This window comes from Streptomyces sp. NPDC002825 (assembly GCF_040295385.1).
Classification (GTDB): domain Bacteria; phylum Actinomycetota; class Actinomycetes; order Streptomycetales; family Streptomycetaceae; genus Streptomyces.
Genome location: NZ_JBEOVH010000005.1, coordinates 127,375 through 141,792, shown reverse-complemented (window position 1 = coordinate 141,792; position 14,418 = coordinate 127,375). Strand labels below are relative to the sequence as shown.

Annotated in this window: 12 protein-coding genes and 1 pseudogene; 8 read left to right on the top strand and 5 right to left on the bottom strand. The window is 73.9% G+C overall.

Annotated features, from left to right (window positions below):
* Positions 1-40: 40 nt before the first annotated feature.
* The 3 genes from ABT041_RS09135 to mug all read left to right on the top strand — a co-directional run bounded on the left by ABT041_RS09135 (position 41) and on the right by mug (position 2,970).
* The gene (locus ABT041_RS09135) at positions 41-823 is read left to right on the top strand and encodes an SGNH/GDSL hydrolase family protein (RefSeq protein WP_351181435.1); all 783 of its coding nucleotides are present in this window, start codon (positions 41-43) and stop codon (positions 821-823) included.
* A 153-nt stretch (positions 824-976) separates the two neighbouring features.
* The gene (purB, locus tag ABT041_RS09130) at positions 977-2,419 is read left to right on the top strand and encodes an adenylosuccinate lyase (RefSeq protein ID WP_351181432.1); all 1,443 of its coding nucleotides are present in this window, start codon (positions 977-979) and stop codon (positions 2,417-2,419) included.
* 62 nt (positions 2,420-2,481) lie between these two features.
* Entirely contained in the window at positions 2,482-2,970 is a 489-nt protein-coding gene (gene mug / locus ABT041_RS09125; protein ID WP_351181429.1) for a G/U mismatch-specific DNA glycosylase, read from the top strand.
* A gap of 63 nt (positions 2,971-3,033) precedes the next feature.
* Here mug and ABT041_RS09120 read toward each other — a convergent pair whose 3' ends face one another.
* A complete protein-coding gene (locus ABT041_RS09120; protein WP_351181426.1) occupies positions 3,034-3,471 on the bottom strand; it encodes a hypothetical protein in 438 nt (145 codons plus the stop codon).
* Positions 3,472-3,633: 162 nt separating this feature from the next.
* Here ABT041_RS09120 and ABT041_RS09115 point away from each other — a divergent pair, with 162 nt between their 5' ends.
* On the top strand, positions 3,634-4,791 hold the full coding sequence (locus ABT041_RS09115) for an ROK family transcriptional regulator (protein ID WP_351181423.1): 1,158 nt from the start codon (positions 3,634-3,636) through the stop codon (positions 4,789-4,791).
* 47 nt (positions 4,792-4,838) lie between these two features.
* On the opposite strand, the gene ABT041_RS09110 is transcribed toward ABT041_RS09115, so the two are convergent.
* Positions 4,839-5,579 (bottom strand): GntR family transcriptional regulator, encoded by a 741-nt coding sequence (locus tag ABT041_RS09110; protein WP_351181420.1) that lies wholly within the window; start codon positions 5,577-5,579, stop codon positions 4,839-4,841.
* A 270-nt stretch (positions 5,580-5,849) separates the two neighbouring features.
* Entirely contained in the window at positions 5,850-6,740 is an 891-nt protein-coding gene (locus ABT041_RS09105) for an RNA polymerase sigma-70 factor (protein WP_351181417.1), read from the bottom strand.
* Between the two features lie 154 nt (positions 6,741-6,894).
* On the opposite strand from ABT041_RS09105, the gene ABT041_RS09100 reads away from it, so the two are divergent.
* Positions 6,895-7,725, top strand: a complete 831-nt coding sequence (locus ABT041_RS09100; protein WP_351181414.1) for an alpha/beta fold hydrolase — start codon at positions 6,895-6,897, stop codon at positions 7,723-7,725.
* A 615-nt stretch (positions 7,726-8,340) separates the two neighbouring features.
* Here ABT041_RS09100 and ABT041_RS09095 read toward each other — a convergent pair.
* Positions 8,341-8,697: pseudogene (locus ABT041_RS09095) on the bottom strand (EamA family transporter); the annotation flags it as partial.
* A 48-nt stretch (positions 8,698-8,745) separates the two neighbouring features.
* Positions 8,746-9,723 carry a helix-turn-helix domain-containing protein gene (locus tag ABT041_RS09090; RefSeq protein ID WP_351181411.1) on the bottom strand — a complete coding sequence of 326 codons (978 nt, stop codon included), beginning with the start codon at positions 9,721-9,723 and terminating at the stop codon, positions 8,746-8,748.
* Between the two features lie 108 nt (positions 9,724-9,831).
* On the opposite strand from ABT041_RS09090, the gene ABT041_RS09085 reads away from it, so the two are divergent.
* The 3 genes from ABT041_RS09085 (at position 9,832) to ABT041_RS09075 (ending at position 14,234) form a co-directional block, all read left to right on the top strand.
* A complete protein-coding gene (locus ABT041_RS09085) occupies positions 9,832-10,863 on the top strand; it encodes a saccharopine dehydrogenase family protein (protein ID WP_351181409.1) in 1,032 nt (343 codons plus the stop codon).
* Between the two features lie 192 nt (positions 10,864-11,055).
* Positions 11,056-12,465, top strand: a complete 1,410-nt coding sequence (gene pdxR / locus ABT041_RS09080) for a MocR-like pyridoxine biosynthesis transcription factor PdxR (RefSeq protein ID WP_351181406.1) — start codon at positions 11,056-11,058, stop codon at positions 12,463-12,465.
* 176 nt (positions 12,466-12,641) lie between these two features.
* The gene (locus ABT041_RS09075; protein ID WP_351181403.1) at positions 12,642-14,234 is read left to right on the top strand and encodes an alkaline phosphatase D family protein; all 1,593 of its coding nucleotides are present in this window, start codon (positions 12,642-12,644) and stop codon (positions 14,232-14,234) included.
* Positions 14,235-14,418: the final 184 nt, after the last annotated feature.

The following is a 14,418-nucleotide window of genomic DNA, read 5'->3' as shown; positions in this document are numbered from 1 at the left end:
AGGACAGCGCTCGCATACCGCACGGTATGATCGCTCCGCCATGGAGATCAATGCCACGTACAACAGTCTCGTCGCCGTCGGGGACAGCTTCACCGAGGGTATGTCGGACCTGAGGCCCGACGGCTCCTACGGGGGCTGGGCCGACGTCCTCGCGGGCCGGCTCGCCGCCCGCTCCCCCGGCTTCCGCTACGCCAACCTCGCCGTGCGCGGCAAGCTCATCGGCCAGATCGTCGACGAGCAAGTCGGCCTGGCCGCAGGCATGAAGGCCGATGTGGTGACCCTCGTCGGCGGGCTCAACGACACCCTCCGCCCGAAGGTCGACATGGTGCGGGTGCGGGACCTGCTCACCGAGGCAGTGGAACGCCTCACACCCTCCTGCGGGCAGCTGGTCCTGATGCGCAGCCCCGGCCGCAACGGCCCGGTCATGGAGCGCTTCCGCCCCCGGATGGAGGAGCTGTTCGCCCACATCGACGCCCTCGCCGCCGAGCACGGCGCCCTGGTCGTCGACCTGTACGGGGCTCCGTCGCTCGGCGACCCCCGGCTCTGGGACGTGGACCGGCTGCATCTGACGGCCGACGGGCACCGCCGGGTCGCCGAGGCGGTGTGGCAGACGCTCGGCCTGGCGCCCGAGGAGGACTGGCGCACCCCGCTGCCCCCGGGGATACGGCCCGGCTGGGCGAGCCGGCGGATCGCGGACGTACGCTTCGCCAGGGAGCACCTGGGCCCGTGGATCGGACGGCGCCTGACGGGCCGCTCCTCGGGGGACGGCCGCGCGCCCAAGCGCCCGGAGCTGCTGCCGTACGAGCCGCCGGCCGGTCCGTAGCGGGGGCGCGGCAGGGGCACGGCCTGCTGCCGTACGGGCCGTCGGCGGTCCGTGGCGGGGGCGCGGACGCAGGCGGGTGACCTGCGTCTCGTAGCAAGCTCCACATCGGACCCTGGCGCTGGCCTGCAGAAACCACCAGTAAACTCTGTCCACGTGACTGCTGTGACTGCGAAGCCCCGCATCCCCAACGTTCTGGCCGGCCGCTACGCCTCCGCGGAGCTCGCCGTCCTCTGGTCCCCCGAGCAGAAGGTGAAGCTGGAGCGTCAGCTGTGGCTCGCCGTGCTGCGTGCGCAGAAGGACCTCGGGATCGAGGTTCCGGACGCCGCCCTCGCCGACTACGAGCGCGTTCTCGACCAGGTCGACCTCGGCTCCATCGCCGAGCGCGAGAAGGTCACCCGGCACGACGTGAAGGCCCGGATCGAGGAGTTCAACGCCCTCGCCGGTCACGAGCACGTCCACAAGGGCATGACCTCGCGGGACCTCACCGAGAACGTCGAGCAGCTGCAGATCCGCCTCTCCCTCGAGCTGATGCGGGACCGCTCGGTCGCCGTCCTCGCCCGTCTCGGCAAGCTCTCCGCCGAGTACGCGGAGCTGGTCATGGCCGGCCGCTCGCACAACGTCGCCGCCCAGGCGACCACCCTCGGCAAGCGCTTCGCGACGGCGGCGGACGAGCTGCTCGTGGCGTACGCCCGCCTGGAGGAGCTCCTCGGCCGCTACCCGCTGCGCGGCATCAAGGGCCCGGTCGGCACCGCGCAGGACATGCTGGACCTGCTCGGCGGCGACGCCGGCAAGCTCGCCGAGCTCGAGCAGCGGATCGCCGGTCACCTCGGCTTCGCGCACGCCTTCACCTCGGTCGGCCAGGTCTACCCGCGCTCGCTCGACTACGACGTGGTCACCTCGCTGGTGCAGCTGGCCGCCGCACCGTCCTCCATCGCCAAGACGATCCGTCTGATGGCGGGCCACGAGCTGGTCACCGAGGGCTTCAAGCCCGGCCAGGTCGGCTCCTCGGCGATGCCGCACAAGATGAACACCCGCTCCTGCGAGCGCGTCAACGGCCTGATGGTCATCCTGCGCGGCTACGCGTCGATGACCGGCGAGCTGGCCGGCGACCAGTGGAACGAGGGCGACGTGTCCTGCTCCGTGGTCCGCCGGGTCGCGCTGCCGGACGCCTTCTTCGCGCTCGACGGTCTCCTGGAGACCTTCCTCACCGTGCTCGACGAGTTCGGCGCCTTCCCGGCCGTCGTCGCCCGAGAGCTCGACCGCTACCTGCCCTTCCTGGCGACCACCAAGGTCCTCATGGGCGCGGTCCGCGCCGGCGTGGGCCGCGAGGTCGCCCACGAGGCCATCAAGGAGAACGCCGTCGCCTCCGCCCTCGCCATGCGCGAGCAGGGCACCGTGCAGAACGAGCTCCTCGACAAGCTGGCCGCCGACGAGCGGATCCCGCTGGACCGCGCGCAGCTCGACGAGCTGATGGCGGACAAGCTGTCCTTCACGGGCGCCGCCGCCGACCAGGTCGCCTCGGTGGTCTCCCGCATCGAGGAGATCCTCAAGCAGCACCCGGAGGCCGCCGCCTACACCCCCGGAGCGATCCTCTGACCCGGACTCCCCGGTTCACCCAGGAGCAGCTGGAGGCCGCCCGTGACCGCGTCGTTCCCGACGTGGTGGCGGGCGGCCTTTCCGTCCTCTTCTGCGGGATCAATCCGGGTCTGTGGACGGCGGCGACGGGCCATCACTTCGCCCGGCCGGGCAACCGCTTCTGGCCTGTGCTCCATCTGTCCGGGTTCACGCCGAGGCTGCTGCGGCCGGACGAGCAGGAGGAACTCCTGACGTACGGGCTCGGGATCACGAACGTGGTGGCGCGGCCGACCGCGCGGGCCGACGAGCTGAGCCGCGAGGAGTACCGCGAGGGCGGGCGGCTGCTCGTGGAGAAGGTGGAGCGGCTCGCTCCGCGCTGGCTGGCGGTCGTCGGCGTGACGGCGTACCGCACGGCGTTCGGGGAGCCCAAGGCGGCGATCGGACCGCAGGAGCGGACGATCGGGTCCACCCGGGTCTGGGCGCTGCCCAATCCGAGCGGTCTCAACGCGCACTGGACGGCGGCGACGATGGCCGAGGAGTTCGCCCGGCTGCGGACGGCGGCCGAGAGCTAGTCCGGCTGCGGACGGCGGCCGAGATCGGTTCGGCCGCGGGCCGCGGCCTGGATCCAGGCGGGCTCAGGGCGGGTCGACCTCGGTGACCACCGCGAGGAGCTGGTACGGCAGCTCCTTGTCCCACTGGGAGACGCCGAGGCCTATCCACCGGCCGTCCGCCCGCCACAGCTTCAGGCGCGGAGTGTGGCAGCTGAGGGTGGACCACGGTTCCGGCATCTCCTCGCCGTCCATACTCCGCTCCAGGACGGACCAGAGGGTCAGCTCCTCCGGCGGGCCCCAGCGGGCGGTGAGCAGGACGGCGAGACCGTCGCGCTCCGCCTCGTACTGCTCCTCGACGAGCAGGCTGCGGCTGCCGTCGTCCTCCCAGAAGTCCTCGCTCGTCGCGAGCTCCCCGACGTGGAAGCCGGGGCCGCTGTCGACGGGTCCGGATCGCTCCGGTCGCTCCGGGAAGGCGCGGGTGCGGAGTAAGTCGATGGTCGCCAGGTGCCCTGCCGTGGTCATGGGGACAGTAAAGCGGCCGGCACTGACAGTTGGCGTTCCGTCAGGTGACCGGGGCGAGGCGGGGCGCGCTCCCCTGGGATCCGCCCCGGGGGCGGCACTCGCCGCATCCTGACCCATTGAGTACCATCCGCCTGAGAAGCGCACGAGCTGGGAGGACACACGGTGGGGCGGCTGACCGGCGGGGATCCGTCTCTGCTGCGGCGGATCAACTCCGCGGTGGTACTCCATGCGCTGCGGGGCGCCGAGGCGCCCACGCTCACGGATCTGACCCGGATCACGGGCCTTTCGCGGCCCACGGTCGAGGGGGTCGTCGAGGGCCTCATGGAGGGCGGTCTCGTCGTCGAGTCGGCGCCCGAGGAGGGCGAGACCCGGCGGCAGGGACGTCCGGCACGGAGGTTCCGCTTCCGCGCCGAGGCCGGTCATCTGCTCGGCATCGAGATCGGCCCGCACCGCGTGGCCGCCCTGCTCTCCGGTCTGGACGGGCGCATCATCGGCGCCGGGTCCCGCGAGGTGTCGGAGACGGCGTCCGAGGACGAGCGCCTCGACCGGGTGCGTACGGTCGTCGCCGACGTGCTGCGCAGGGCCGGGGTCGCCCGGTCCAACCTGCGGGCCGTCGGCGTCGGCACGCCCGGCATCGTGGAGGCCGACGGCACGGTGCGCCTCGGCACGGCGCTGCCCGGCTGGACGGGCCTCGCGCTCGGGGAGCGGCTGAGGCGCTCCTTCCGCTGCCCGGTGATCGTGGAGAACGACGCCAACGCGGCGGCCGTCGCCGAGCACTGGAAGGGTGCGGCGACCGACTCCGACGACATCGTCTTCGTCCTGGCCGGCCTGAGCCCCGGCGCCGGTTCGCTGATCGGCGGCCGGCTGCACCGCGGCTTCGGCGGGGCGGCCGGGGAGATCGGGGCCCTGCACCTGCTGGGCCGGGGCGTCACGCCCGAGACCCTGCTGTCGACGACGGACGAGCCGCTGCACCCGCTGGACGAGCAGGCGGTCGCGGAGGTCTTCGCACTGGCCCGCAAGGGCGACGCGCGCGCCCAGGCGGCGGTGGAGCGGTTCATCCAGCGACTCGTGCACGACGTGGCGGCCCTGGTCCTCGCCATCGATCCCGAGCTGGTGGTCGTCGGCGGCTGGGCGGCGGGGCTCGACGGGGTGCTCCAGCCGCTCCGCGACGAGCTGGCCCGGTTCTGTCTGCGGCCGCCCCGGGTGGTGCTGTCCCTGCTCGGCGAGGCCGCGGTCGGCACGGGCGCCCTGCGGCTCGCGCTCGACCACGTCGAGGAGCAGCTCTTCGCCGTCGACGGCACGGTGACGGCCCGCCGCTAGGAGTTGTCTCCTGGTGACGGGCCGGTGCCGGTGTCGATGCGCGGGTCTTACGAGGCCATGACCAGGTCGACCGAGTCGCCGAAGGTGAGGCGGCAGGTGTCGGCGCGGTAGGTGGCGACGGAGACGGCGGCGGTGCGCCCGGCGGAGAGGTAGCGGGTCGTCACCACCAGGACGGGCGCGCCCGGCAGCCGGTCGAGCTCCTTGGCGTCGTCGGCCCGGGCGGAGCCGAGCTCCACGGAGCGGTCCTGGCCGTCGAGGGCGAGGTGCTGGAGTTCGCGCAGGACCGCGCGGGCGCGGGCGGGACCGGCGGGGGCGTCGATGGAGCTGAGGCCCGGGACTGACCCGGCGGGCACGTAGAGCAGTTCGGCCGCGACCGGCTGGCCCTGGCTGATGCGGATGCGGCGCACGACGTGCACCTGCTCGTCGGTGCCGGTCTCCAGGACGCGGGCGACGGCGGCCGGGGCCACGTCGGCCGCGGAGTCCTGCGGCTGCCAGACGTCGTCGCCGACGCCGGGCCAGGCCTGCTGGGTGGTGGAGACGTCGACGCCGACGCGCGGCGGGGCGACCGTGGTGCCGACACCGCGGCGGCGCTGCAGGCGGCCCTCCAGCTCCAGCTGCTCCAGGGCCTGGCGGAGCGTGGCGCGGGCGACGCCGAAGCGGGCCGCGAGCTCGCGCTCGTTGGGAAGGATCTCCCCGACGGCGAAGTCCGAGTCGAGCGCTTCGCCGATCACTGTCTTGAGGTGCTGGTACTTCGGCTCCGGTGCCGATGCCAGCTGCGTGGTCCCCACCCTGATCCTCCGCAATTCGCCGTGTCCCGCGGCGTTTTTCCGCGCCCTTGTTTATTAAAGGTTCCTGCACTAACTCTGCGACCATAAGGCGAGCCACCCCCTTGGTCAAGACCAATCCTCCGCCGAACGCCCCTGAATGTGACCCTCTGACCTAGATCGTTCACAGGACGTTCGCGCCCTCGTGAGGCCCGCGCAGCAAAAGGCCCCGCCTCCCGGAAGGAGAGGCGGGGCGGGATCGAGCCGAATGGCGTGATCTTGGAGCGCGGGACGTCAGGCGTCGGAGAGGCCCCGGAGCTTGTCGGGGTTGCGGATGATGTGGACGCACTGGACGAGTCCGTCGCGCGACTCGATCTGGAAGACGGTGTCGGGCCTCCCGTCGACGAGGACGAGCAGGCCGGGGGCGCCGTTGAGCTCCAGGAAGCGGAGCTCGTACCCGACCGCGAAGTCCTGGGCGACGGCGAAGAGGAAGCGGCCCACCTTGTCGGCGCTCTCGATGATCCGCAGCGGGGCCTTGGACTTGCCGCCGCTGTCGCCGACGAGCCGCACGTCCGGGGCGAGGATCGCGAGGAGCTCGCCGAGGTCGCCGCCGGCCGCGGCGGAGAGGAAGCGCTCGGTGAGGTCGCGGCGCTCGGCCGGGTCGACGTCGTAGCGTGGCCTTCCTTCGTCGACGTGGCGCCGGGCGCGCCCGGCGAGCTGGCGCACGGCCGCCTCGGAGCGGTCGAGGGCGGCGGCGATCTCCCCGTACGGGAAGCCGAAGGCCTCGCGCAGCACGAAGACGGCCCGCTCCAGCGGGGAGAGGGATTCGAGCACCACGAGGACCGCGAGGGAGACGGAGTCGGCGAGCATCGCGCGCTCGGCGCTGTCGGGGGCGGCGGGGCCGAAGCCGGTGACGAGGGGCTCGGGGAGCCAGGGGCCGACGTAGGCCTCTCGGCGCGCCTGCGCCTGGCGCAGCCGGTCGACGGCGAGCCGGGTGGTGATCCGTACGAGGAAGGCGCGCGGTTCGCGGACGGCGTCGCGGTCCGAGGCGGTCCAGCGCAGCCAGGCCTCCTGGACGACGTCCTCGGCGTCGGCGGTGCGGCCGAGCATCCGGTAGGCGACGCCGAGGAGCATCGGGCGGTGCTCCTCGAAGAGTTCGGTGAGGGTGTCGGTAGAGGTGGGCACGCGCCCATCCCAGCCCACGCCGTCGGTGGTGTCCAGTTTCCGGCTCCCGTCTTGAACTCCTGGCTACTGAGCGGTAATTCTTACTGACGGGACGTCTAAAAGGTGGCGCCTGCCGGTGTTCACGACGCGCTGCACGAGGAACCGAGGAGCCCGCATGCCCGCACGGATCGCGTTCACGATCGAGACCCCGGCGGGTCCCCGCACCACGTCCATGGCATACGAGCGGCGGGGCGCGGGTGAGCCCCTGCTGCTGCTCCACGGCATCGGGCACCACTGGCAGGCCTGGGAACCCGTCCTGGACGCCCTCGCCGCCGAGCGTGAGGTGATCGCCGCCGACCTGCCCGGTTTCGGGGCCTCCGACGGACTGCCCGAGGGCGTCCCGTACGACCTGTCCACCGTCGTGCCCGTGCTCGGCGCCTTCTGCGAGGCCGTCGGCTTCGAGCGGCCGCACGTCGCGGGGAACTCGCTCGGCGGTCTGCTCGCCCTGGAACTGGGCCGGGAGAAGCTGGTGCGCTCGGTCACCGCCCTCTCCCCCGCCGGCTTCTGGTCCGAGGGCGAGCGGCGGTACGCCTTCGGGACGCTGCGGGCGATGCGCGGCGCCGCCCTGTCGCTGCCCGTGCCGCTGATCGAGCGCCTGTCCCGTACGGCCGCCGGGCGCACGGTCCTCACCAGCACCATCTACGCCCGGCCCGGCCGCCGGTCACCCGAGGCCGTCGTCGCCGAGACGCTGGCGCTGCGCGAGGCCACCGGCTTCCACCAGACCCTGGCGGCGGGCCGGACCGCCCTCTTCCGTGACTCCATCCCCACCGTTCCCGTCACCGTCGCCTGGGGCAGCCGCGACCGGCTGCTGCTGCGCCGCCAGGGCGTCCGCGCCAAGCAGACCCTGCCCGCCGCGCGCCTGGTCCGGCTGCCCGGCTGCGGGCACGTGCCGATGAACGACGATCCGGCTCTGGTGGCGCGCGTCATCCTGGACGGCAGCCGCTGAGACGGGCCTGTCGAGCGCCGGACTGCCGGCCGAGTCCGGCCTGTCCAGAGAGTCCGGCCCGTCGACCGAGTCCGGTGCGGCGGCCCGGGCGCTTCGGTCGCCCCGGGTGAACAGGCCCGTGCCCAGGGCGGCGCCCGCTCCCACGAGGAGACTGCCGGTCGCCTGCGGGAGGCCGAAGAGGCCGCCTCCGACGAGGGCGGCACTCAGGGCGGCGGCGATCGGGATGGCACCGGTGTAGAGAGTGGCCCTCTCCATACCGACGCGCTGGACGCCCATGTAGAAGAGGACGAATCCGACGACCGTGGCCAGGGCCGCCTGCCAGAACAGAGCGCCCGCCTCGACGGCCGTCGGCATCCTGACGAACCCTGCGCCGTCGACGACCAGGCCGACGAGGGCCGCCTCGGCCGCGCCGATCCCGCACACGGCGGCCGTCAGGAGCTTCGGCCCGAGCAGCCGCAGGACCGGGACGGCGAGGACGGTGAACCCCACCTCGCCCGCGAGCGCCGCCACCGACCAGCCGATCCCGGCCAGGTCCGTCCGCCCCCAGCCCTGCACGGTGAACGCTCCGGCGGCGACGAGCAGGGCCCCGTGAAGCACGGCGGGGGCGGGCCTGCGGCCCTCGGTCAGGGGCACCAGGACGGCGACGACGACCGGGGCGCAGCCGACCAGGACTCCGGGGACGGCGGGCTCGGCGGTCCGCTCGGCGGCGAGCACGGCCAGGTTGAAGCCGACCATGCCGACGGCCGCGAGGGCGGCGAGCCGCAGCCAGTGACGGCCGGTCAGGAGTCGCAGGGGGGCGAGCCCGCCCCGGCCCAGCAGCGGGAGCAGGAGCAGGCAGGCGGCGGCGTACCGGAGCGCCTGTCCACCCGCGTACGGATAGGCGCCGAGCAGGCTGTTGGCGGTGAAGGAGGCGCCGACGAGGGCGTAGGCGAGGGTCACCAGGAGGACTCCGCGCAAGGCGTTCGCGTTCATGCCTCCGACGCTAGGGAGCGGAGCGGCCCCTTTTGAGGTCCACTTCCGTCACGGCATCGGGGACCACTTCTCACCGGGGCCGGGGCGGGGCCGGGAGCGGAAGGTGCGGCGGTAGGTGTCCGGGGGGACGCCGACGGTGCGGTTGAAGTGGCGGCGGAGTGTGGTGGCCGTGCCCATGCCGGTGGCCTCCGCGATGGCCTCCACGCTGTCGTCGGTGGCCTCGAGGAGCTCCTGGGCGCGGCGGATCCGCTGGGTGAGCAGCCATTGCAGGGGCGTGGTGCCGGTCGCCGCGCGGAAGTGGCGGCCCAGCTGGCGCGAGCTGATCCGGGCCCGGCGTGCCAGGTCCTCCACGGTCAGCGGCTCGCCGAGCCGTGCGACGGCCCAGGGCAGCAGCTCGGTGAGCGGGTGGTCCTCCCGGGTCGGCACGGGAGCGGTGACGAACTGGGCCTGGCCGCCGTCCCGATGCGGGGGCACGACCAGGCGCCGGGCCGCCGTGTTGGCGACGGCCGAGCCGTGGTCGAGGCGGACGAGGTGCAGGCAGAGGTCCATGGCGGCGGCCTTGCCGGCGGAGGTGAGCACGCTGCCGTTGTCCACGTAGAGGACGTCCGGGTCGACCTCGATCCGGGGATACCGCTCGGCGAGGGCCTCGGTGTGCGCCCAGTGGGTGGTGGCGCGCCGGCCGTCGAGGAGCCCGGCGGCGGCCAGGACGAAGGCGCCCGTGCACAGGGAGGCCACGCGCGCGCCTGCCTCGTGGGCCGCGCGGACCGCGTCGACCAGCTCGGCGGGCGGCTCCGCGTCGACGTCGGCCCAGCCGGGGACGATCACCGTGTCCGCGCACGCGAGCCGGTCGAGCCCGTGGTCGGGTTCCATGCGGAACCGCTCCACGCGCGCGGGGCCCGGTCCGCAGAGGGTCACGTCGTACCAGGGCACGTCCACCGCGTCCGGGGCGGCGCCGAACACCTCGTACGCGAGGGAGAGTTCGAAGTGCAGCATGCCGTCGGTGACTGCCAGTGCGAGCGTCCTCATGTCCGTAATTGTACGGGGCATGTCGTTCCGGACACTCGCGGTCGCCGCCACCGACCGCCAGGATGGGGGTAGTTCAAATTTTGACAACCAGAAACGGCGGGAGAAGTCATGGGATCGGGTCAGCGGGTCGTGGTGTTCGGGGCCTACGGCCACACCGGGCGCTTCGTGGTGGCGGAGCTCCTTGAGCGGGGCTTCGTCCCGGTGCTGTCCGGCCGCGACGCCGGCAGGCTGCGGACGCTCGCCGCGTCGTACGAGGGCCTCGACGTCCGCCCGGCGTCGGTCGACGACCCGGCCTCGCTCGACCGCGCGCTGACCGGTGCGGCGGCCGTGATCAACTGCGCCGGGCCGTTCGCCGTGACCGGCGCCCCGGTGATCGAGGCCGCACTGCGTGCCGGGATCCCGTACGTGGACGTGGCCGCCGAGATCGAGGCCAACGCCGACACCTTCGCGCGCTTCGCCGACCCGGCCCGCGCCGCCGGGACGGTCGTCCTCCCCGCGATGGCCTTCTACGGCGGCCTCGGCGACCTCCTCGCCACCACGGCCATGGGCGACTGGACGGCCGCCGACGAGGTGCACGTCGCGTACGGGCTGAGCAGCTGGCACCCCACGTCGGGCACCCTCGCGGCGGGCAAGGTGTCCCGGGAGCGGCGGAACGGCCGGCACGTCCGCTACACCGGCGGTCGACTCGAGTACCACGACGACGCGTTCTCGGTCGTGGAGTGGCCCTTCCCCGCGCCGCTGGGCCGGCGGCCCGTCATCGGCGAGTTCACGATGGCCGACGTGGTGACCGTCCCCAGCCATCTGAAGGTGCCCGAGGTACGCACGTACATGGCGGTCGACGCGGCCCAGGACCTGTCGGCGCCGGACGCGACGGCACCCACCGCCGTCGACGAGCGCGGCCGGTCCGCGCAGACCTTCCTCGTGGACGTCGTCGTGCGCTCCGAGGGCGTGGAACGCCGGGCCGTCGCCGCAGGCCAGGACATCTACGCCGTCAGCGCGCCGCTCGCGGTGGAGGCGGTCCACCGGATCCTCACCGGCCGGACCCGCGCGACGGGCGTCGCCTCGGCCGGCGCGCTGTTCGACGCGCCGGACTTCCTGCGGGCGCTGTCCGGGCACCTGGCCCTGGACGTGCGGCAGTAGCGGAACCCGGTCGCGGAATCCCCTCGCGGGATCCCCTCGCGGAATCTGGTCACGGGATCCCGTCGCGGAATCTGGTCACGAGATCCCGTCGCGGGATCCCGTCGCGGGATCCCGTCGCCACCCCGGCATCATGGGACCCGACCGGGAGGGACCGGGCGGCCCCGGCGCGGGGTGGCGGGAAGGGGCAGTGACATGGGGGGCCAGGGCCAGGCGGCCTGGGAGTTGCTGCTGCCGGCCGCCGGTGCTCCGGCGCGGCGGCGGGGACGGGCGTTGCAGGAGGCGCTGCGGGAGGCGGTGCGCTCGGGGCGGCTCGCCGCCGGGACGCGGCTGCCGTCGAGCCGGGAGCTCGCGGCCGACCTCGGCGTCTCGCGGGGGCTCGTCACCGAGGCGTACGAGCAGCTGACGGCCGAGGGGTATCTGCGCAGCGACCGGGGCGCGGGGACCTGGGTGGGCGGTGCGGCCAGGGCGGCCGTGCACGGAGCCCGCGACCTGGCCGCGAGGGCGCCGGGGGTGCGGGTGGACTTCCGCCCGGGGACCCCCGACCTTTCGCTGTTCCCGAGGAGCGCGTGGGCGGCGGCCCAGCGGTCCGTACTCACCCGGCTCCCCCACCCGGCGCTCGGCTACCCGGACCCGCGCGGGCTCCCCGGCCTGCGCGAGGCGCTGGCCGCGATGCTCGCACGGCGGCGGGGCGTGGTCGCCGATCCGGAGCGGCTCGTGGTCTGTTCGGGCGTGGCGCAGGCGTCGACGCTCCTCGGCTTCGTCCTCCGCGCGCGTGGACTGCGCCAGGTCGGGATCGAGGACCCCGGCAGCCCGGAGCACGGTCGGCTGTTCGCCGCCACCGGCATGGAGACGGTGTGGCTGCCGCTCGACGAGGAAGGACTGCGCCCGGGGCCGCTCGCCGACTCCGGGGTGCGGGCGGTGGTCGTGACGCCCTCGCACCAGTTCCCGTCCGGCATCGGCTGGTCGGCGGAGCGCCGGGCCGCGCTCCTCAACTGGGCGCGTGCGGTGGACGGGTACGTCCTGGAGGACGACTACGACGGCGACTTCCGCTACGACCGCGCCCCCGTCGGCGCGCTCCAGGGCCTCGACCCGGAGCGGGTCGCCTACACGGGCTCCGTCAGCAAGTCGCTGGCCCCCGGGCTGCGGCTGGGCTGGATGCTGGTGCCGGAGGCGCTGCTCGACGAGGTCGTCGAACGCAAGCGGACGATGGACCTCGGCAATCCCGTACTCGACCAGGCCGTCCTCGCGGAGTTCGTGACGCGCGGCGGCTACGACCGGCAGCTGCGGCGCTGCCAACGTGCCTACCGGGAGCGGCGGGACGCGCTGCTCGCGGCGCTCGCGGAGCATCTGCCCGGCACCCGGGTGAGCGGGATCGCGGCAGGACTGCACGTCATCGCGCGCGTACCGGGGCGATTCGGTCCTCCGGAACGGTTCCTCGCGCGGGCGGCGGAGGCCGGGGTGCCGCTGCGTCCCCTGGAGGAGTACGGCACGGAGCGGCCGGCGGACGGGGACGTACGGCTCGTCATCGGGTACGCGCACCTGACGCCCTCGGCGATCGCGACCGGGATCCGGTTGGTGGGGGAGGCGTTGGGGCGGGGATGACGGGGCGGTGCGGGCCGGGCGTGTCCCGGGTCCGCGAGGACCGAAGGGCGTTCTGTTCACGCGGGGTTCGCGCGGGCGCCGCTCCCGGCCGTTAGGCATGGGTCGGCGCCCCGGTCGTGCGGTACGGGGCGGCGCACCGTCCGCGACCGGAACGACCCCACCCCGGAGGCCTTTTCATGTCCCTTCCCGTGCCCGGCTCCTCCCCCTCCCCCGCCCGGCGCAGCGTCCTGCGCGGTTCGCTGGCCGCGTCGGCGGCGCTCACCCTCGGCGGCACCGGTCTCGCCGCTCCCGCGTTCGCACTGTCCGGCCGGCCCCGGGCCGAGTGGGGTGTGCAGGCGGGTGACGTGACGGCCTCCTCCGGTCTGGTCTGGGTGCGTTCGGACCGGCCGGCGCGGATGCTGGTGGAGACCTCGGCGACCGAGTCCTTCCGGCACGCGCGCCGCCACCTCGGCCCGCTGATCGGCGCGGACACGGACTTCACCGGGACGACGGCGCTGCGCGGACTGCCGGCGGGCGAGCAGATCCACTACCGGGTCACCCTCGTCGACCCGGACGACCCGCGCCGGGCGGGCGAGCCGGTCCTCGGCACCTTCCGCACGGCGCCGGACCGGCGGCGCGACGGGGTCCGCTTCCTGTGGTCCGGCGACATCGCGGGGCAGGGCTGGGGCATCAACCCGGACATCGGGGGCTTCCGCGCGTACGAGGAGATGCGCCGGCTCGACCCGGACTTCTTCCTGTGCAGCGGCGACACGATCTACGCCGACGGGGTCATCAAGCCGAGCGTGACCCTCCCGGACGGGCGGATCTGGCGGAACGTCACGACGCCGGAGAAGTCGAAGGTCGCCGAGACCCTCGACGAGTACCGGGGCAACTTCCGCTACAACCTCCTCGACCACAACGTCCGGGCCTTCAACGCACAGGTGCCGTCGGTGGTGCAGTGGGACGACCACGAGGTGCGGAACAACTGGTACCCGGGCCAGATCCTGGACGACGTCCGCTACACGGAGAAGGACGTGGACGTGCTCGCGGCCCGCGCCTCGCGCGCGTTCGGCGAGTACTTCCCGGTCTCCACCCTCCACCCGCGCGGTGAGGGCCGCGAGCGGCGGATGCACCGGGTGGTGCGGTACGGGCCGCTGCTCGACGTGTTCGTGCTCGACATGCGCTCGTACCGCAACGCCAACTCGCCCGGCCGGCAGGCCGACGACACCACCGGCATCCTCGGTGCCGAGCAGCTGGCGTGGCTCAAGCGGGAGCTGGCCGCGTCCAGGGCGGTGTGGAAGGTGCTCGCGGCGGACATGCCGATCGGTCTGGTCGTCCCGGACGGCGCGGCGAACTTCGAGGCGATCGCGCAGGGCGACCCGGGCGCGCCGCTGGGCCGGGAGCTCCAGATCGCGGAGCTGCTGCGGTTCGTGAAGCACCGGCGGATCACCGGCACGGTGTGGCTGACGGCGGACGTCCACTACACCTCGGCGCAGCACTACGCGCCGGAGCGGGCTGCCTTCCAGGACTTCGCCCCCTTCTGGGAGTTCGTGTCCGGGCCGCTGGCGGCGGGCGGGTTCCCGGCGAACGCCCTGGACGCGACCTTCGGCCCGGAGCGGGTGTTCGTGCGGGCGCCGGAGCGGGCGAACCTGTCGCCGATGGAGAGCCCGCAGTACTTCGGCGAGGTCGACATCGACGGCGGGAGCGGGGAGCTGACCGTGCGGCTGCGGGCCGAGGGCGGATCGGTGCTGTTCAGCAAGGTGCTCCAGCCGGGGCGGGTCGGGCAGTAGCCGCCGGGGGGCTCGGCCGGGGCGGGTGGGCGATACCTGCTGGTCGGGGCGGGCGCCGCCGATTGTCAGTGGGGGGTCGTAACGTCGTTCCCATGACGCGATCCGCACCGGCGCTCGCCTACCGTCCGTGGAGGCGGAGTGGCGGGGTGTGGGGATCAGGACGGGGGACGGCATGGGGAACGCG

Excerpts from the sequence above, each read along its gene's own strand:
- ABT041_RS09135 (WP_351181435.1), top strand. The coding sequence starts at position 41 with ATGGAGATCAATGCCACGTACAACAGTCTCGTCGCCGTCGGGGACAGC.
- ABT041_RS09120 (WP_351181426.1), bottom strand. The coding sequence starts at position 3,471 with ATGACCACGGCAGGGCACCTGGCGACCATCGACTTACTCCGCACCCGC.
- ABT041_RS09100 (WP_351181414.1), top strand. The coding sequence starts at position 6,895 with ATGCCCGCACGGATCGCGTTCACGATCGAGACCCCGGCGGGTCCCCGC.
- ABT041_RS09090 (WP_351181411.1), bottom strand. The coding sequence starts at position 9,723 with ATGAGGACGCTCGCACTGGCAGTCACCGACGGCATGCTGCACTTCGAA.
- ABT041_RS09085 (WP_351181409.1), top strand. The coding sequence starts at position 9,832 with ATGGGATCGGGTCAGCGGGTCGTGGTGTTCGGGGCCTACGGCCACACC.
- pdxR (WP_351181406.1), top strand. The coding sequence starts at position 11,056 with ATGGGGGGCCAGGGCCAGGCGGCCTGGGAGTTGCTGCTGCCGGCCGCC.
- ABT041_RS09075 (WP_351181403.1), top strand. The coding sequence starts at position 12,642 with ATGTCCCTTCCCGTGCCCGGCTCCTCCCCCTCCCCCGCCCGGCGCAGC.